Source organism: Bacteroidales bacterium (genome assembly GCA_031276035.1).
Classification (GTDB): domain Bacteria; phylum Bacteroidota; class Bacteroidia; order Bacteroidales; family BM520; genus RGIG7150.
This window is the reverse complement of record JAISNV010000001.1, coordinates 285,212-302,908: the sequence shown is the minus strand read 5'-3', so window position 1 is coordinate 302,908 and position 17,697 is coordinate 285,212. Positions and strand designations below refer to the sequence as shown.

Annotated in this window: 20 protein-coding genes and 1 tRNA gene; 3 read left to right on the top strand and 18 right to left on the bottom strand. The window is 32.7% G+C overall.

The genetic code is table 11. From position 1 onward, the window contains the following. Entirely contained in the window at positions 1–927 is a 927-nt protein-coding gene (locus tag LBP67_01245; GenBank protein MDR2083605.1) for a cation diffusion facilitator family transporter, read from the top strand. Positions 928–949: 22 nt separating this feature from the next. Here the strand turns inward: LBP67_01245 and LBP67_01240 are convergent, their stop codons facing one another. The 15 genes from LBP67_01240 to LBP67_01170 all read right to left on the bottom strand — a co-directional run bounded on the left by LBP67_01240 (position 950) and on the right by LBP67_01170 (position 14,005). Beyond that, a complete protein-coding gene (locus LBP67_01240; protein ID MDR2083604.1) occupies positions 950–2,242 on the bottom strand; it encodes a Y-family DNA polymerase in 1,293 nt (430 codons plus the stop codon). A 149-nt stretch (positions 2,243–2,391) separates the two neighbouring features. Next, positions 2,392–2,808 carry a translesion error-prone DNA polymerase V autoproteolytic subunit gene (umuD, locus tag LBP67_01235; protein MDR2083603.1) on the bottom strand — a complete coding sequence of 139 codons (417 nt, stop codon included), beginning with the start codon at positions 2,806–2,808 and terminating at the stop codon, positions 2,392–2,394. Between the two features lie 2 nt (positions 2,809–2,810). Next, positions 2,811–3,707, bottom strand: a complete 897-nt coding sequence (locus LBP67_01230; protein MDR2083602.1) for a prenyltransferase — start codon at positions 3,705–3,707, stop codon at positions 2,811–2,813. 23 nt (positions 3,708–3,730) lie between these two features. Further along, positions 3,731–4,264, bottom strand: coding sequence for a carboxymuconolactone decarboxylase family protein (locus LBP67_01225; protein ID MDR2083601.1), 534 nt, complete (start codon positions 4,262–4,264; stop codon positions 3,731–3,733). Between the two features lie 325 nt (positions 4,265–4,589). Continuing rightward, the gene (locus LBP67_01220; protein MDR2083600.1) at positions 4,590–6,527 is read right to left on the bottom strand and encodes an STN domain-containing protein; all 1,938 of its coding nucleotides are present in this window, start codon (positions 6,525–6,527) and stop codon (positions 4,590–4,592) included. Then, the gene (locus LBP67_01215) at positions 6,505–7,452 is read right to left on the bottom strand and encodes a FecR family protein (protein ID MDR2083599.1); all 948 of its coding nucleotides are present in this window, start codon (positions 7,450–7,452) and stop codon (positions 6,505–6,507) included. Before LBP67_01215 ends, LBP67_01220 begins: the two co-directional genes overlap by 23 nt. Beyond that, entirely contained in the window at positions 7,449–8,021 is a 573-nt protein-coding gene (locus LBP67_01210; GenBank protein ID MDR2083598.1) for an RNA polymerase sigma-70 factor, read from the bottom strand. Before LBP67_01210 ends, LBP67_01215 begins: the two co-directional genes overlap by 4 nt. Positions 8,022–8,300: 279 nt before the next feature. Beyond that, positions 8,301–9,119 (bottom strand): hypothetical protein, encoded by an 819-nt coding sequence (locus tag LBP67_01205; protein ID MDR2083597.1) that lies wholly within the window; start codon positions 9,117–9,119, stop codon positions 8,301–8,303. 134 nt (positions 9,120–9,253) lie between these two features. Further along, positions 9,254–9,622: a LytTR family transcriptional regulator DNA-binding domain-containing protein gene (locus LBP67_01200; GenBank protein MDR2083596.1), complete on the bottom strand. Its 369-nt coding sequence runs from the start codon at positions 9,620–9,622 to the stop codon at positions 9,254–9,256. A 301-nt stretch (positions 9,623–9,923) separates the two neighbouring features. Beyond that, a complete protein-coding gene (locus tag LBP67_01195; protein MDR2083595.1) occupies positions 9,924–10,736 on the bottom strand; it encodes a helix-turn-helix domain-containing protein in 813 nt (270 codons plus the stop codon). 54 nt (positions 10,737–10,790) lie between these two features. Next, on the bottom strand, positions 10,791–11,147 hold the full coding sequence (locus LBP67_01190) for a VOC family protein (GenBank protein ID MDR2083594.1): 357 nt from the start codon (positions 11,145–11,147) through the stop codon (positions 10,791–10,793). 325 nt (positions 11,148–11,472) lie between these two features. Next, the gene (locus LBP67_01185; protein MDR2083593.1) at positions 11,473–11,817 is read right to left on the bottom strand and encodes a TIGR04076 family protein; all 345 of its coding nucleotides are present in this window, start codon (positions 11,815–11,817) and stop codon (positions 11,473–11,475) included. Positions 11,818–12,045: 228 nt separating this feature from the next. Further along, complete coding sequence (locus LBP67_01180; protein MDR2083592.1) at positions 12,046–12,837, bottom strand: arsenite methyltransferase; 792 nt, start codon at positions 12,835–12,837, stop codon at positions 12,046–12,048. A 288-nt stretch (positions 12,838–13,125) separates the two neighbouring features. Continuing rightward, complete coding sequence (locus tag LBP67_01175) at positions 13,126–13,428, bottom strand: metalloregulator ArsR/SmtB family transcription factor (GenBank protein MDR2083591.1); 303 nt, start codon at positions 13,426–13,428, stop codon at positions 13,126–13,128. Positions 13,429–13,663: 235 nt separating this feature from the next. Then, complete coding sequence (locus tag LBP67_01170; protein ID MDR2083590.1) at positions 13,664–14,005, bottom strand: helix-turn-helix transcriptional regulator; 342 nt, start codon at positions 14,003–14,005, stop codon at positions 13,664–13,666. A gap of 171 nt (positions 14,006–14,176) precedes the next feature. Here LBP67_01170 and LBP67_01165 point away from each other — a divergent pair, with 171 nt between their 5' ends. Next, the gene (locus LBP67_01165; protein MDR2083589.1) at positions 14,177–14,704 is read left to right on the top strand and encodes a DJ-1/PfpI family protein; all 528 of its coding nucleotides are present in this window, start codon (positions 14,177–14,179) and stop codon (positions 14,702–14,704) included. Between the two features lie 434 nt (positions 14,705–15,138). Here LBP67_01165 and LBP67_01160 read toward each other — a convergent pair whose 3' ends face one another. Beyond that, positions 15,139–15,552, bottom strand: a complete 414-nt coding sequence (locus LBP67_01160; protein MDR2083588.1) for an EamA family transporter — start codon at positions 15,550–15,552, stop codon at positions 15,139–15,141. Positions 15,553–15,972: 420 nt separating this feature from the next. On the opposite strand from LBP67_01160, the gene LBP67_01155 reads away from it, so the two are divergent. Continuing rightward, complete coding sequence (locus LBP67_01155) at positions 15,973–16,176, top strand: hypothetical protein (protein MDR2083587.1); 204 nt, start codon at positions 15,973–15,975, stop codon at positions 16,174–16,176. 248 nt (positions 16,177–16,424) lie between these two features. Here LBP67_01155 and LBP67_01150 read toward each other — a convergent pair. Then, positions 16,425–16,527: transfer RNA gene (locus LBP67_01150), tRNA-Phe, on the bottom strand. Positions 16,528–16,980: 453 nt separating this feature from the next. Continuing rightward, positions 16,981–17,697, bottom strand: a complete 717-nt coding sequence (locus tag LBP67_01145) for a hypothetical protein (protein ID MDR2083586.1) — start codon at positions 17,695–17,697, stop codon at positions 16,981–16,983.

Sequence of the window (17,697 nt, the reverse complement as noted above, 5' to 3'; positions counted from 1 at the left end):
ATGTCACATAATCATTCACATAATCATTTGCACAGTCATAACGGTCATGACCATTCAAGCAGTAAAAATATTGCCGTAGCTTTTTTCTTAAATCTTTCTTTTACAGTAATTGAGATTATCGGCGGATTAATAACTAACAGTGTTGCAATTATTTCCGATGCTTTACACGATTTCGGCGATTCGATTTCTTTAGGATTAGCTTGGTACTTCGAGAAAGTTGCTAAGAAATCTCCTAATAAAAAATTTACGTACGGCTATAAACGTTTCTCACTATTGGGTGCTTTGATTAATTCCACAATACTTTTAGTGGGGTCAATAATTGTGATAATCGAATGTGTGAAAAGAATTGCGGAGCCGCAGGATGTTAACGTTAAAGGAATGATTATTCTTGCAGTTATAGGAGTTGTTATCAATGGAATAGCTGTTTTACGCACCAGAAAAGGAAAAGGAGTTAATGAAAAAGTTGTTTCTTTACATCTTTTAGAAGACGTTTTGGGTTGGGCGGCTGTACTTATTGTTAGTATTGTCATGCTTTTTGTTGATTTACCGATTCTTGATCCGCTATTGTCGATAGGAATTTCATGTTTTGTACTTTATAATGTGTATAAGAATTTGAAAGTTACATTCAAAGTGATTTTGCAGGGAGTTCCTTCGGATCTCGATGTTATTGAATTAAGAGAAAAGGTTCTTAAGATTCCTAATGTTGTTGATGTTCATGATTTTCATATTTGGAGTCTCGACAGTGAATATAATATTGCAAGCATGCATGTAGTAATTAAGGATGCTAAAGATCTGTATAGTTTGCAGGTAAAGCTTAAAACCGAAATAAAGAATCTTTTAAATGAAGAAGGAATTAAGCATACAACAATTGAGTTTGAAACTGAACAGGAAGAGTGTACACATTGTTATAATGATGATTTAATATAATTTTGCTGATTTAATAGCATTATTATATTACGACATCAATAATTTCGTTTAAGTCGGTTGTATATGCTCGTGAAAGATGCCGGCGTTTCATCTGCCATTCGTTTTCGAAAGCGTGTGTTGCAACTCTTATAGTATTCTGCCCGATTCTATCATTGACTTTATCCATTACCAACATAAGGTTTTTATGTTTCTCTCTGTCTAAATCATCGAATAAATCTTGTTGTACAGTATCATTCGGAACAATTTCGGTAATTATTACTCCGGCTTTTTTATATATGGTGCCTTCCTGATGAAATTGTTGAAGTTCTTTCATAGCGTAATGAATAATTTCGAAAGTACTGTCGGTGGCAACCGGAAAATGGATTTGTTTTGTTGAACGAAAACTTTCGTAAAAACCGCCTTTGTCACTTACTCTGAAGAATAGTATCATAGATTTTGCAAGTGAATTCTGCGCACGTAATTTATGTGAACTTCTTGATGCAAAAAAAGATATTGCATCTGAAAGGTTATCAATATCGGTAATTGTTTTCCCAAAACTTCGTGAAGTACAAATTTGCTTCTTTGCTTCGTCATGATTTTCAAGCCCTATACAGGCATCGCCGTGTAATTCACGCCAGGTTCTTTCGGTTGATATTTTCATACTCTTTCGTACCCATTCCCTATCCTGTCTTACAAAATCCGAAACATTATAAATGTTATGTGAATTTAGAAAGTCTTTTAATTTCCTTCCGATTCCCCAAACATCGCCTATATCAGTATTTTTTAATAACTCCTCATGCGTGTCGTATAAATTATTAAAATAAACTTTGTCTTTCCACAAACTTACTCCGGCTGTTTTCGGATTTTTTTTAGAATAATTATTACACAATTTGGCAAGTGTTTTTGTAGGCGCAATGCCTATACTTACCGGAATTCCGGTAGATCGTGTCGTAAATTCAGAGATTTTCTTTCCATATTCGAGCAAATCATGTGTTTTATCCAATCCGCTAAGATTGAGAAAAGCTTCATCAATGGAATAAACCTCAATATCGGGAGCAAATTGTTTCAATAAAGTCATAACTCGCATCGACATATCGCCGTAAAGTTCGTAGTTTGAGGAACATAAAACAACGTTTTTTGACTTCAAATAACCGCTTGTCTTAAACATGGGTTCTCCCATCTTAACTCCCAGAGCTTTTGCTTCGTTACTGCGCGCAATAACGCAAGCGTCGTTGTTTGAAAGTACTACCACCGGACGATTATTTAAATCGGGTCTGAAGACTCTTTCACATGAAACGAAAAAATTGTTGCAATCAACTAAAGCGAAGTATTTCATACTTTCAAATTATAAGGGTTTAGGGTCGATATTTATCATTTCGAATTAAATGAAATATTTCAAAAATCAGGAATCTACCGGTTGATGAAATCTATCTTGCTATATTCGATATGACTACCCGTTTCATATCATTATATTATTCTATAAATTTAATTATCCGTTCTTAACTCTCTGATTGAATATGTTACTACTCCCCAGATAATAATATTATCATTCAAAAGAATTTTCTTATTTACATTATCGCTAAGGAATATTTTATTCTTCTCAAAATTAATTTTTCTTAATGTAAATTCACCGTCGATATAACATACAACTATATCATTGTTTCTGGGTTGTAACGATTTGTCAATTATAAGAATATCATTATTGTATATGCCGAAATTATCGGTATAATTACCCTTTGCTTTCCCGAAAAATGTTGCGGCAGGCTGTTTAACGAGTTCTTTGTTAAGATCAATGCCGATAGCGAGATAGTCGCCGGCAGGACTGGGGAATCCGGATGTTTTGCCGGTTATTGTTTTCGAACTGTCATCTTCTATATTGTTGATGTTTATTTCTTCACTCATAATTAGAAAACGAAATTTGAGATCGAAAATAATATAGCAAAGGCTAAAACTAATTGTGCCGTTTTGGAATCCAGACTCATAATAATTTCCGGAGATTTATCTGAAAATTTTGACATCTGTATTATGTTTCTGATAGCTAAAGGTAAAGTTAACAAAACAGATAGACAAGAATATGGTACTATTTTCATCATAATTAAAATAATAACAATAACATAACTAAGAATTAACAAAAGCGCATATTTTATTTTTGCACCTTTAATTCCTAATAATATTGCTGAGGTTTTTATACCGATTTGTTTATCGTGTATCATATCTCTTGTATTATTTGCGTGAAGAATAGCAGTTATCAATAATCCGAGCGGCACAGAAACGAAGAGTATTTCATAGCTTAAAATTCTTGTAATAACATAATAGCTTCCTAATCCTATCATTAATCCGAAGATCAAAAAAATCAAGAAATCACCCAATGCGCGATACTTTAATTTGTAATAAAATAAAGTTCCCACTACGCCTGCTAATCCGATAAACAACAAATAGATCCCGCTTTGGAAACAGAGATAAATTCCGATTATACAACCGACTAACAGAAGAATCAGACCATACTTTAAAACGGTTTTTGCTTCAAAGATTCCGTCTATCACCATTCTATTTGAACCAAAAGATTCTTTTCTATCAACATTATTAATAAAATCATAATAATCGCTGATTAAGTTTCCTGCGGCTTGAAAAAACATCGCACCGAGAAAAGCGAGAATCGCATCAATACAATTAATATCAGAAATAATATTGTTTTTATACTGATGAAAAGCAAAAGAAAAAGCTACCAGCACCGGCATAGTTGCTGCCGGAAACGACCACGGGCGAGTGACTAATATCCACTGTTTCAGGGTATGGCGCATATAAATTTTAGACTTCCTTTCAATTAAATCTCAGGTGCTAAAGGAAAATCTACCGGAAGTTTAATTGTGTTATTCAGCCAGTTTGTAATTGAGATTGCCGCAACAGTATTGATAAAATCTACAAGATGAGCATCGGTGTAACCTGCCGAATAAAATTTGTCGATTGTAGAAGCAGGAATATGTCCGTCGGTTCTAACAAGTTCGGAAGTCATTTCCGCAAGCGTTGCCAATTTTTTATCAAAGTCGATTTTTCCTTTACGGATCATTATGATTTCTTCATCGGTAAATCCGGCTTGTTTTGCTAAACCGGTGTGAGCACTTAAACAATATTCACACTTACGCATTTGGCTGGCAGTTAAATTAATTACTTCTTTTTCCTTTTCAGTAAAAAGGGTTTCGAGACGATTAAAAGCCATAAATCCGTTTAATCCCGAAGGAGAATTTGCAAGAAATGAATAGATATTCGGAGTAAATCCAAGTGACTTATTTAGGCTTTCAAGGGTTTTAATGTTATTTGAAGGAAGCTGATCCTTCGAGGGAATGTCAAATTTTTTCATGGTTAAAATAGTTTAGTAATTATGTTACAAAGATAATCTTTATAATTGACAATGAAAAAATGGAAAATGAAAAATTAGATTGAAATTAGGTAAAGTAAAGTTTGAAAGTAAAAGATTGAGGATAGAAATAGAACGGATTGATAATCTTAAACTTCATTTTACATAAAGCTGGCAATTAAAGGCAATTAAATTAGTTAAAGTGATAATTGTTCCATTAATGAAATGCAGTCTTTTGAACAAATAAATTATTGTCGATTTATCTTTTAATAAAAAACGGACTCCCAAAATCCTGAGAATCCGTTTCTATTATTAAACTATAACAATGTTAGAATTTCAAACCGAAAGTTCCGCCGATCCAGAAATCTAATCCTAAAAAAGTATTTTCACGTATATGACTAGTATGTGTAAAAATAGTATACGGTGGAATTATCGCTAATTTATCCCCACCATCTTCAAAATTTATACAAAGCAAGTTGAATGTGGGGCCAGCAAATATTTTTAAATGTTTGCCGAATGTATAATTGAAATATGGAGCTAAACGAAAGAAATTATTATTTACATATTTAAAGCTCGGAGAACCAACATGCATTAAGTTATAATGCATTAATTCTAAATTCAAATCCAACTTCTTATATAATCTAATCGTGCTACCAAATCCAAATCCCAAAGCCAACATATTATCATAATTATTATTAGTATTAATATATTTGGAGGCGTATATTTGTCCTTTAGTCCAGCCAACACTCAAAATAGAATAAAACGGTCTTATTCCCGAACGAAAAGTTGCTGCAGCAAAAATAAACTCTCCGAATTCTATTCCGGCTTCCATAACGCCGCCTTTTGCAATATTAATTAATCCTATTGAAACTCCGTCAACCGTGTCTCTTACGTTAACTATCCCGAGTTGTACTTTCCCTTTTTTTGTAACGTTTACTACACCCAATTGAAATTTTGAGGCTTTTGCAACATTAAGAAGAGCCGTAATCTGAGTCATAGTTGTATCTGCCGAATTCATTATGGCAGAAATCTGAGCGTTGTTGTTATTAGAAATATTAACTCCTGCGGAAATCTGACAATAGCTTTTGGTTTTTGCTATGTTTCCTATGGCTCCGATTTGTAAGGCATTTATATCGGCATAATTAATTCCGGCAGTTATCTGCGCCGGAGAAGAAAATTTAGCAATGTTTGCTATGGCAGATAATTGAAATTTACTGCTCTGTGCAATATTAATTCCGGCAGAAAGTTGAGTATATACATCACTTGCAATATTTCCTATTGCGGCAACTTGAATTGTTGCATCTTTCGCAACATTGAATCCCGCTGCAAATTGTGTTGAAGTTCCAAAGCCCGTATAATTAAATATGGCTGCAATTTGAAGGGCATTACTTTCCTCAACTAACTCGTTCCGTTGTTCACCGTCTTTACAATGACAAGCCGATGCCGAAGCCAAATTAAATCCTGCCGAAATCTGTGCTCCTTTTACACCGTACCTATTTACATTAAAAACCGGAGCAAGTTCGACGCCCTTGGTTTTTCCGATTACATTTCCGATTAAACTCAAAGAGAAATTGTATTCGTTTCTTGCCGAGTTTACCCAATCGCTGCCGAGCGGGTAAATTAAAGAGAAATTAAAAGGCTTGTAGGTACCTTCCTTTTGTTCCTTCTTAATTTCGGAATTAACATCACTGTTTTGCTTTGTTTCCTGTGCAATAATAGTATCGGCAACAATAACCGACGCTAATAAAATTGTCATAAAATGTTTCTTCATATCTTCATCGTTAATTTTATTTACATGATTAAGACAATTCGATTCTATTTTACCTATATCCTTATATTCGATTTTTTTTACGGGAAGAAGAATTTCTTTTTCAATGCTAACATTTTCAATGACTTTTTCCGTAGGTTTTATTTTGACTTTCGCTTCTTTCTCAATAATTTTTTCGCTTAAGATAATATAATTATCTATATTTTTATATGAAATTTTTCCTTCGAAAATAGAATTTAAAACCTCATCTATTCCGGCATTATAAATATTTATAGAGATTATTTTTTCATCGTCGATGATTTGCGGATTGTAAGAGAATTTTAGTCTGCCTTGATTTGAAATAATGTTCAGAATCTGGCTTATCGATTTTTCATTTTCGTTTAATGTTATTTTTGCTTCGGAGACTTTCTGCTGAGCGAAAATATTATTTGATATTGTGAATATCAGTACGAAAAATAAAAAAAATGAAAATATCTTATTTGGTAATTTTGTATGCATTTCCAATGTTTATGATTTTTACAGACAAAGTTTCGGCAATAACATTCAAAATCAAATCTAAAGATTCATTATGCTCAAAGTGAACGGTAAGCAATAGATTATCAAGCGATTTGTCGTCGATAATAATTTCAACTCCAAATGTTTTTTGTAAATAAACTACTACGTCTATCAAAGGTTGGGAGTTGAAAACAATATCCGGAACTTTTGGAGATTCAAGAGGAGTAATAAGTTCAAAAACGTTATTCAATTCATAATAAATTCCGGTTTCATTTTCCTTTATACTTATGCCTGTATTTTCTTCGGTAAAAAATAAAACTTCACCTTCCTGCACTTCAACTCTTACCAAATTATCATTATTAGCAGTTACGGTGAAAATTGTGCCGATATCTTTAATGATTGTCTTTCCTGCATAGACAATGAAATTCTGATTATCAGGAGAATTGATGTTAAAAGTAACTTCACCGGTCATTTTTACCTCATTCAAATTATCTTTTTTGTATTCGATTGTCGAATGTTGATTTAAAACAATATTAATATTTTCCGAGAATGTTATTTCCTTATTTTGATTATCGGCAGCAATTATCAAATAATTATTCTTTTTATTTGTGATAAATAAAATAGAAACTGTAATTAAAAGAAATATTGCCGCTGCTGTCCAGTATCTTATACGAAATCTGTCTTTTTTCTTAGCCTGAAGAATAGGAATATCTTGATAAATATATTTTTTGAAATTCGGCAAAGCCTTTTCGGTATTGAAGCTCGATTGCTGCTTCGGAGAAGTTTTTTGGAACAAAATAGTCATTTCCGTGAAATATTTTTCATTTTCCTCCGATTCGGCCAACCAGTTTTCCATTTCATGAAGTTCGTGTTTATCAGCTTCTCCGCTGAAATACTTAGCCAATATGTTATCTATTTTATCATTCATGGCATTAAGGTTAAAAAGAAACAGAACAGCAGCAATAAATAGTCTTTTAATTCATTCCTCAGAGATTTTAATGCCTTTACCATTTGTGTTTCAACGGTTCCGACGGAAATATCCAAAGTTTTCGAAATTTCGGCATAGGATAAATTTTTCATTCTGCTTAAAAGAAAAACTTCCCTGCAGCGCGGCGGCAATTTTTCAATAGCATTTTTAATATTTTCATCCAATTCGGTTGTCATAATTTGTAAATCGGCATTATAATATTCTATTCCGGATTCCTGTTGTGAATAGTTCACATAATCGGCTTTTGTTTTTCTTTGTTTGATAATGTTTATGCAGTCGTTATGAATACTCCTGTAGAGATAAGATTTAATTGAAGTATGGATTTCAATATCTTTATGTTTATCCCAAAGTTTGCAAAACAGTTTCTGCACGGCATCTTGAGTGTCGTCTTCATGTTGCAGAATACTGAAAGCATATCCGCACAGAGGTTTATACCATTCACTGAAAAGCATTTCGAAAGACTTATGATCTCCTTTACGCAGTTTTTCTATGATTATATTATTCTTCAAAAAGAATCAAATTAAAAACATGCAAAGGTAGATAATTTTAGTAATATGACAATTTGAGGAGTGTTTACCTGTATGTGTTATAAAGAAAAACCTCAATTTTATACGGCTTTTACGTGATATCGGTTGAAATTGAATTAACTACGCAAGAATTTTTTATATCGTATTTATATTACGGCAATGATAAATATTATATGGATAGAGATAACCTTCCGTTCCTATTTGTATATCTACAAATAATATATTTTCTATTGAACAAAATTGTTTGTAGGCATTGGTTCTTTACTCAGTTTTATTCAAAGTCCAGATTATCGCTTTTTCTTTCGTCGCCCTGAAAATTGTATTATGCTCCTCTTTGGGTTCGTCCGAATATTTCCACTGTATGTTTGTAAGATTTTCAGTTTTGAAAATGTTCGCCAATTCTTTAGTGAAACATGATATTCCTTCAGTGTTAGAGCCTGCAAACCAAATTCGTTTTTTACTTGCCGGAAATTTTTCCAGATGTTCTTTTGCCGTTCTCACTAAGTAATGATTGTTCCACCATAATGAAGGGTCAAATGCAATATAATTGTCGAACATTTCGGGAGTCAGAAAAAATGTTTCCATCACAAAAAGTCCTGATGCGGATTCACCGATTATACTTTTTTCGTTTGTTATTCTGTATCGTTTATTGATTTCGGGAAAGAGTTCTTCTTTAATGAAGGCTCTGAATTTTTCCGAACCACCGACAACCGGTGCGATTTCTTTGTCCTCCGCAACTTCCGTAAATCCTGTCAAATCCCTTCTTCGTTGAGTATTTTCTATACCGACAAGAATTATTGGCTTGATTTTCTTCTGCTCGATAAGTTCAGACAAAGTATTTGCAATATGGGGAAAGTCTTCATTTATTCCACCGTCTGCCATGTACATAACAGGCAAAGAGTTCGGATTTGTTTTGTAGTCTGCCGGTGTCCAAACATTAATTGTTCTTACCTCACCGACTTGTTCGGATTTAATTGTGAAGGTTTCGTATTCAGGAATTGAATCATTTAATTGTGAGGTATTTGAAAAACCGGCAAGTGATAAAAGTATAAAAAGTATGTTACAATAAATAAGCTTCATATTTTCTTAATTATGTTTGATGTTTTTAATTTTATCACAAAAATAGTTTTTATTTTGTTAAAATCATCCGTATTGCAAAACTTATTTAAGAGCTGAAATAATTTTCGTGTCGGTTTTGACAAATGGAACAATTGTCAATTCGATATATTTTCCTCTAAAGCTGTTTTAAGATCTTTTAATGCTTCTCTTGAGGCTTTTAGAATGAACTTTGTCGGAAAACTTATATCCGATAAAGTTATTTGTTGTTTACTTATATTTATGTAATAGATGTATTCTTTATTTATAATCAATTGTTTACCAACTCGAATTAATAATTGGGCCTCACTTTTGAGTTGTTGTTTTATTATCTTTTCAAATGCCGAAAGATTGAAAGAAAACACATGTTTTTCACTATCTGTCAATATCATTGAAGAATAATTGCCATAAGAACTGATATAAACAATTCTTTCAACTGATACTCGTACGACCTCATTGATGTTAGTTACTATAATATGTCTATACATACTACTCTAATTTTATTGCAAATGTATTTGTTTTTATATTCATAATCTTGTCTTATCCCGTGTTTTTAAGGATATTGTGTGAAATATTATTTCGGTTGTACGAAATAGCGTTTCAATTGCACAAAATAAAAAAAAGTCGCTCCCCAAAAAGGGAAACAACTTTTAAATATTGCATGCTTTAAAATGTTTTATATATTCTTTAACTCAATTTATCATATTTGTTTGATGGACCTAAATGAAATTAGATTGAGGATTATTTAAAAAAATATGATATTCGGAATTGACGCTGTAATATTTTTTATTACTCAAAAAAATCAGACATCGGCATTTCACACTCATCAAAAAACTGTTTAGGAGTTAAACCAGTCATTGTTTTAAAATCGTTGATAAAATGGGATTGGTCGTAATAACCGTTTATATACGTCAATTCGGTCATTGATACATTTTTATGCTTAGATTTGAAATGAATTGTTGCCTGTAAACGAATCGTTTTCAGATATTGTTTTGGTGAAATTCCGATATATTCGGAAAAAATTCGTTCGAACTGTTTTCTGCTTAAACAGGCATTCGAGGCTAAAGTATCAATGTCAATATTTCCTTTTGTTATTCTGATAGATTCAATGGCATTGTTTATCCGCCGGAATTCGAAATCTTTTTTGTTGTTAATTAACAGTTTGAAAAGGCATTCTTCTACCATATTGACTTTTAATTGAAAAGAACTTTCTTTTGCCAATTTTGATTCTAATTCGGCATATAAATCTTTGTTTAAGTATTTCAGCGGAACAGAATTGTTCAGAAGCTCATTGTATGGAATTGAAAAGAATTGACTGACTCCCTGTGGTTTGAATTGAATGGAGAAAACGGATAAATTGTCTGAGATAAGAATGTCATAAAAATCATTCTGCTGACCGTTTAGTAAAAAAGAATCTTCCAACGACCTGTTTTTCGTGTCGACTGTCGGCTTATGGCCTAAATATAAAATAAGTTCGGGTAATCCGCTCGGGATAATCCGCTGTGTATATTGCTCTCCGTTTTTCAAAACATTTTCAACTCCCCAATATTGTTTAATATAAGGTTTGAATTTTTCCGATGGTTGAGCAAAATTATAATTCATATTCTTAGAATAAAAATGATGCCGGTATAAGCCGACATCATTTTGGTTGTTTTGTTAGTTTCCGTATAATCCGATTTTATTTCCTTCGGAATCTAAAACCAAAGCGAAATAATCTCTTCCTTCGGCTTCGATTTTTGTCTTAGGTTGAACTATTTTTCCCCCGTTTTTTTCGATACGGGCAATAGTTTCTTCAATGCTGTCAGGAACATTCAGGTTAATTATTACTCCTCTTTCCGAGGGTTTATAATCCTTCTGATAGAAGATAGCTCCTTCTCCGGTTGGAAAACATGCCATTTTTTCAGTTTCACAATCAATTTCTTCCATGGAAAGCAAAAAAACTTTGTTGTAAAAGTTTACGGCACGTTTGAAATCAGTACTTGGTATTTCTACCCATTCGATTAATTTTTTCATTTTTCTTTTTTTAATTAAACATTGATTGATTATCGAATGCAAAATTATAATCAATGCTAATCGGAAAATTGGAAATTCGCGACATTCTATGCATTCCGCCTTACTTGACACCAACATTCGGTGCCTTGATATTCGAACGGAGCGAAGTCTGCAGGAACTGTAAAGCTATAATTATATTCCGTTTGACGGCAAACAGCTTGTTGCCAATCGGCGTTACTTATTCAATTTTTATCTTTCAATTTACTCGTTTATAATTTTTTCCTCGCTTTTGAAGATACAATAATTTGTTTATTATTCAACAAGGATTTTTTTAATAAATAAAAATTCATCGGACAGGAGTATAATCAATCGTTGACGTTTCATCTGTAGTTTCCAACTTAAAGATTACCGGGCGTAATCCGTCGTTGCAACTACAAATAGCAACACCCGGTTTTCGTATCCAGTCTCCGTAATAAAAAACTCCGTTACCTGCCCCGTGAGCCAAGGCAAACGCATATTGGTAAATGGCTTTCCAAGCCTCATCACAAAATCCTTCCGGCTTTGCATAGTCGGCATAAAAAACTTGCCCTGCTTTGTGCATCGGACAGGCTTTCAATTCTTCCACACCATATTCTTTAGCTAATTCTGAATCAAGAGTTGTCTTTAAGACGGTTATTTTTACCTTTTTCATATTGATTTGGTTTTTATCGTATTCAAAATTTTCATGGTTTTTTCTAAAATATTTACGACATTATTCAATCTACATATTCTTTTTTCGTGTATCCTGAATATTATTTTGATCTGAAAAAAATGGAGTCTGATTTGAAATAATATGAATTATTCAATTCAATGTTTAGTAATTTTTTCATTTTTCTATTTACAGAGAAATACCATTAAGACAATAGATATATTCGAAATATTATTTCTCCGCATAAACTGTTATACTTCTAATAACGGTTGTATTGTGTTTGTATTGTGCAATTTCTTCATCATTAAGATATTGTGCAAGAATATCATCAGGAACAATAATCGGTTTGTCTTTTTGCAAAGTAATGTTTCTAAATCCCGCTTGATGTATATATGATAAGTATTCGTCTTTTTGAATAGCACTTGCCACGCAGCCCGCATACATTTCTGCGGCGGATTTGATTTTCGGTGGCAAATCACCTGTGAGTACAATATCGGAGATACTGAAATGTCCGGTTGGTTTTAGTACGCGATATAGTTCTTTAAATACGGCCTTTTTGTTAGGGACAAGGTTCAGCACGCAATTACTGACAATAACATCGGCTGTGTCGGATTCGACAGGCATATTTTCAATGTCGCCCTCTCTAAATTCCACATTGGTATAGCCTAGTTTCAGAGCATTCACCCTTGCTTTTTCAATCATGGGTGAAGAAAAGTCAATACCTATTACTTTTCCGCTTTCGCCCGTTTCGGCTCTGGCAACAAAACAATCGTTTCCTGCTCCGCTTCCCAGATCGATAACGGTGTCGCCCTGTTTGATTTGGGCAAATTGTGTCGGCAATCCGCAACCTAAGCCCAAATCGGCATCAGGATTATAGCCTTCCATATTATCGTAGCCTTCACTCATAATGTTGTACACTTTGTTTGGTTTGTTCGAACAACCGCATGAGGTTTCTTTACCCTGTAAAGCAATTTCACTGTATTTCTGCTTTACCATTTCTTTGATTTCTTGTTCTTTGGACATACTCTTTTCGGTTTAGATTATTAATATTTATTTTTCTGTGGGTATTTTCCACTTGATTTTATTATTCCGTTTGCCACAATTGCAGTGATAGTGTTGATATTATATTTCATAATCTCCATAATATTTTCCTGCTTGACAATTGCGGTTTCGATTTGATTTTTTTGTTGTCACTTTTTAACTCTTTCGTACAGGGCATCGAATTTTGTGCAATCCGTTCCTGAAATTATAATTTCCATATTTTTTATCTATTATATATCGTAAATATACGATAATTTGTTATAAAAAATTTTATCCGAAAAATTCTGCAAACATTTTTTTTGCTTCATCGAAGTTTTCGGGTTGAATGCAATATTTTACTTTCGGCGGATTGATTTCGCCTTGAATGAGTCCTGCATTTTTTAACTCTTTCAAATGTTGTGAAACGGTTGACTGTGCAATGGGAAGTTTTTCGACAATGTCACCACAGTAGCAACAGGGCTGATTTGCAAGAAACTTCAAAATAGCTATTCGTGCAGGGTGTGACAACGCTTTGGCGTATCGTGCCAATAAAACTTCTTTTTCTTCAAATTGTTCTGCCTTGCTGAACGCCATGTTTTATATTTTTAATATTTATCGCAAAAATACGATAAATATTGTTATTAGACTAATACTTTTTTCACTTTTTACATTTTTTATGCATTAGTCCAAATAATATATAATGTTTAATGATTTGAAAAAGTGTGGGATATGTAAATATTTCTATGGGCAAAAGATTTTCAAGTTAAGGCAAAAATTTTTCCAGACAAAGTCCCCGGCATTATGCCAAATCACTTTTAGTTGTTCGTTTTTATTCTTTATAACTTTCCCGTGAAGTTATTATTGTTTGTTTATTTTTCGATGCCCAATCCACTAATCCTTCAATATGCGGCAAGAGCGAATCTCCGACTTTTGTAAGTTGATATTCCACTCGCGGCGGAATTTCGGGATAAATAGTTCTGGTAACCAAGTTGTCGGCTTCTAATGTGCGAAGCGTTACCGTTAGCATTTTCTGAGAAATACCTGAAATACTTCGATTCAACTCATTGAATCGCATGATTCCGTTTTGTTTCAAATTCAACAATACTAAAATCGACCATTTATCGCCGAAACGGTCTAATATATTTCGTATGGGACAAAAATTTTCAGTCATAATTAAAATTTTTCTTTTTGATTTTCAATATTAATAACCTAAAAGTAAGTCTCTTACTTTTAAGTATCTTCTTGTTTTATTGATGGTTTCTATTATATCTTTGCACTGCAAAAGTAAGTAACTTTTGTTTTTAAACCAAATAAATCTTATAAACTAAAAAAAATTAAAATCATGTCAAAAAAAGTAGCAGTATTAGTGGTAAATCCTGTAAACGGATTCGGATTATTCCAATATTTGGAAACATTTTTCGAAAACGGCATTTCGTACAAAACATTTGCGGTAGCCAATTCTACACAAGTAAAAACAAATTCGGGCATTGCATTACAAACCGATGATGTTGTTGCAAATCTGAAAAATCATGAAAGCGAATTCGATGCATTGGTATTTGCCTGTGGTGATGCGATGCCGAAATTCTCTGAAAATGTCGGGGAACAGTATAATCAAGATATGTTGCTGGTAATGAATACTTTCAGTGAAAAAGGTAAAATTATGATTGGACATTGTGCGGCAGGTTTACTTTTCGATGGCCTTGAAGCGGCTAAAGGTAGAAAAGTTACGCTTCATCCGTTCGTAAAATCAATGGTTAAAAATGTAATCGGAAGCGATGAAAAAATCGTTATTGACGGTAATTTTTACACGGCTCAAACCGAAAATACAGTTGTTTCATTATTGCCAAAACTTATTGAAGTGTTGAAATAGTTTTCGTATTATTCTATCGAATTTAATAATTATCAATTAGATAGAAATTATTTAAAAATCTGTGAATGGCTGCCCTAGTAAAAAACTTCAAAAAACTATTGATTTAGTTTTGCAACTTTTGTTTCCGCTGAAGAGGGTAGTCGTTCAAAGATTTTTTTATGAAGTCATGTTGAGATGTACTCATATTCGGCCTAAAAATAATACACAAAGCTTGGTGAAATGCGGGTTACGTGAACTTTTATAAAGGAGAGAAACTTTCACAATCTAGCGCGCTTTCCGCGAAACCGCATCTGCATTGTGCCGAGTTGCTTGTTAACCGGCTGCTGTTTTATTTCTCTTTTCTTTATTTGTAAATCTAAGTGTTACCAAAAGTGCTGAAAAGCAAATTAATAATTTTACTATCATTTTTTTGATTTACAATTAGATAACATATTTCATATTACAATAACAATAGTTCCTATAATTATCAATCCTCCCCCGACAATTGTTTTCCAATCCATAGGTTCATTTAAGAATAGAAATGAGAGTAGGATTACAAAAACAACACTTAGTTTGTCTATGGAAGCCACTTTCGACACATCACCAGTTTCTAAAGCTTTAAAATAGAATATCCATGATAAGCCTGTGGCGATTCCCGAAAAAATTAAAAATAGAATGTTATTTTTTGTCAACTCTTTAATATCTTTGAGTTGCCCGCTCAAAAATACAATTCCCCACGCCATAAACAAAACAATGCTTGTACGAATAGCAGTTGCAATATTTCCATTAATTCCTTTTACGCCAACCTTTGACAAAATGGCCGTTAGCGCCGCAAAAAAAGCCGACAGTAGTGCATACCATTTCCACATGATTATCTATTTTAATGATTTTCTGATTTTTATTTTTCTTGTTTATATTTTTTGTCAATTTTTCGTCATCTTCTATGCTTTACGCCACAATAGCTGCTGATACAAGGCGGCTTGGTGAAGTGCAGGTTACATGAACTTGACTACGGGAAACGAACTTCCAAGTTTCCACACACTTTACACGAATTGTGTCAAACAGTTTGTTGTCAGTTGCTTTTATATTACAGTTTCAACACTCATTTTATCAGATCTGAAAATTGAAAGACCAGTTTGTAAAAGTACAATTTTTGTCTTAATAATTATAAAACAAAATTCGAAAATATCGATTTCTATTGCAAGATATGATGCCGGACATGAGAATATCAAACTCTAAAGTAAGAATTACTTTGTCATTTATCCCTTTTTAGATATGTTGCAGATAATATGAATAGCTGTTTGGCAATCCGATATACCGTAAGTGGAATGTTTAGAGAGCGGAATAGCAGGCAAATAGAACAAATAAATCGTTATATTTATCATTTGAAACAGGAATGTAATTTTTGTGTTTCCTGTTCCGATTACCGCATTACAATAAGTGTAAGCAGGTACGGAAAAATAAACGTAGAGAGTATTACACAGAACGGATAAACGAAGTTTGAATAACCACCGTAACATTTGTAAACAGTCCGAAAAGGCTATCCGAAAAGATGAAAGCCAATAATATAAGCCTGAAACCAATTGCTTAATCCAGATTAATGACACGGCGACAGATCGGCATAACTTATTCGGGTTGCTCCGATAAGATTACTTACTAATGAAATAGCTGTAGTTGCAAAAGAATTAACTAACAACCACAAAAAAGAGAGCTACATTTTTGTAACTCTCTTTTAATTATGTGGCATCGGTTGGAATTGAACCAACGACACAAGGATTTTCAGTCCTCTGCTCTCTTCGGGTGTAAAAGCTAACGCTTTCACACCTTACCAACTGAGCTACAATATTTTATTTTTGTAGAATTTCGAGTTACGAACTCGTTATTTTGTTGCGGTTTACAATGTGGTTTACACAAGTTGTAAGGTTAATAATTTATTTAATTTACTGATTTAAAATGTCTTAGGTTAATTTTTTTCACTAAATTTAGAATGACATATTTTTAGAAATATTCATTTTTAATACCCTTGTAAAATTTGTGTCATTCTGAGAATGTAAAACCCCACTCCGAAAAATGGGGTCTGAAAAGTTATTAACTTACGAATTAATAATAAGTATATCTATCTGTACTGCTAGATGCTCCTGAACCTTTATATTCTAGAACATATCCATCTTCATCATAAACATAAGAACAATAAATTTTACAGGGGTATTAAAAAAGATTTTTTTGTAAATTATATCATCAGTAAAAATATAGTAATGAATATTTAGAATAAAACGTGCTCACTGAGCCTAGAATAATTAAAAATCATTAATTGCATCAAATTTTAAAGTAATGCCCCCTCTTACATTGAAAAGTTTATTGAAAAATTCAGGATAGTGAGAATACTGTCCTATTGATACTTCGCAATATATACCAATAATTTGCCAAAAGTAAACCGCGCCACCTATACCAATACCATATTCATGTCTATAACGGTTCAGTTTACCTATAATAATATTGTCTGGATCTATTATATAACAGGGTACACCATAATTATCTCCCCATTTTGTAAAAAAAACTCCTCCGTATTTTGCCGTTAAATACAAATCATATCTTGATTTATTATTTTTCACAAATAATTTTAGGGGATGGAAATAACAATTTATACCAAATACTGGGGCATAAAGATTTTTCCATTCATAGCCTTCGGAGTCAGTATTAATTGTATCTATTTGAGATATATCAAAAAACTGCACATTATAATATCTTTGTACGCCACCATATATCCCAAACTCAAGGCAATTAAGTACACTATAATTAATCTCTGCTCGCAAATTAATTTCTTTACCGATAAACAATTTATAAAATGGCACCCAGGATGCTATATTTGGAATGTTATTGTGGTATGTCTCATAGTAGGAAATACTAACTCTGGCACTTAAATGATCTTTAAATGCATAATTTTGTGACATCAACGGTATAGAAAATATTGAAATAATTATTAAAAGAAAAGTTTTCTTAATTATTTGAGTCAT

Excerpts from the sequence above, each read along its gene's own strand:
- LBP67_01245 (MDR2083605.1), top strand. The coding sequence starts at position 1 with ATGTCACATAATCATTCACATAATCATTTGCACAGTCATAACGGTCAT.
- LBP67_01240 (MDR2083604.1), bottom strand. The coding sequence starts at position 2,242 with ATGAAATACTTCGCTTTAGTTGATTGCAACAATTTTTTCGTTTCATGT.
- umuD (MDR2083603.1), bottom strand. The coding sequence starts at position 2,808 with ATGAGTGAAGAAATAAACATCAACAATATAGAAGATGACAGTTCGAAA.
- LBP67_01230 (MDR2083602.1), bottom strand. The coding sequence starts at position 3,707 with ATGCGCCATACCCTGAAACAGTGGATATTAGTCACTCGCCCGTGGTCG.
- LBP67_01225 (MDR2083601.1), bottom strand. The coding sequence starts at position 4,264 with ATGAAAAAATTTGACATTCCCTCGAAGGATCAGCTTCCTTCAAATAAC.
- LBP67_01220 (MDR2083600.1), bottom strand. The coding sequence starts at position 6,527 with ATGCATACAAAATTACCAAATAAGATATTTTCATTTTTTTTATTTTTC.
- LBP67_01215 (MDR2083599.1), bottom strand. The coding sequence starts at position 7,452 with ATGAATGATAAAATAGATAACATATTGGCTAAGTATTTCAGCGGAGAA.
- LBP67_01205 (MDR2083597.1), bottom strand. The coding sequence starts at position 9,119 with ATGAAGCTTATTTATTGTAACATACTTTTTATACTTTTATCACTTGCC.
- LBP67_01200 (MDR2083596.1), bottom strand. The coding sequence starts at position 9,622 with ATGTATAGACATATTATAGTAACTAACATCAATGAGGTCGTACGAGTA.
- LBP67_01195 (MDR2083595.1), bottom strand. The coding sequence starts at position 10,736 with ATGAATTATAATTTTGCTCAACCATCGGAAAAATTCAAACCTTATATT.
- LBP67_01190 (MDR2083594.1), bottom strand. The coding sequence starts at position 11,147 with ATGAAAAAATTAATCGAATGGGTAGAAATACCAAGTACTGATTTCAAA.
- LBP67_01185 (MDR2083593.1), bottom strand. The coding sequence starts at position 11,817 with ATGAAAAAGGTAAAAATAACCGTCTTAAAGACAACTCTTGATTCAGAA.
- LBP67_01180 (MDR2083592.1), bottom strand. The coding sequence starts at position 12,837 with ATGTCCAAAGAACAAGAAATCAAAGAAATGGTAAAGCAGAAATACAGT.
- LBP67_01175 (MDR2083591.1), bottom strand. The coding sequence starts at position 13,428 with ATGGCGTTCAGCAAGGCAGAACAATTTGAAGAAAAAGAAGTTTTATTG.
- LBP67_01170 (MDR2083590.1), bottom strand. The coding sequence starts at position 14,005 with ATGACTGAAAATTTTTGTCCCATACGAAATATATTAGACCGTTTCGGC.
- LBP67_01165 (MDR2083589.1), top strand. The coding sequence starts at position 14,177 with ATGTCAAAAAAAGTAGCAGTATTAGTGGTAAATCCTGTAAACGGATTC.
- LBP67_01160 (MDR2083588.1), bottom strand. The coding sequence starts at position 15,552 with ATGTGGAAATGGTATGCACTACTGTCGGCTTTTTTTGCGGCGCTAACG.
- LBP67_01155 (MDR2083587.1), top strand. The coding sequence starts at position 15,973 with ATGAATAGCTGTTTGGCAATCCGATATACCGTAAGTGGAATGTTTAGA.
- LBP67_01145 (MDR2083586.1), bottom strand. The coding sequence starts at position 17,697 with ATGACTCAAATAATTAAGAAAACTTTTCTTTTAATAATTATTTCAATA.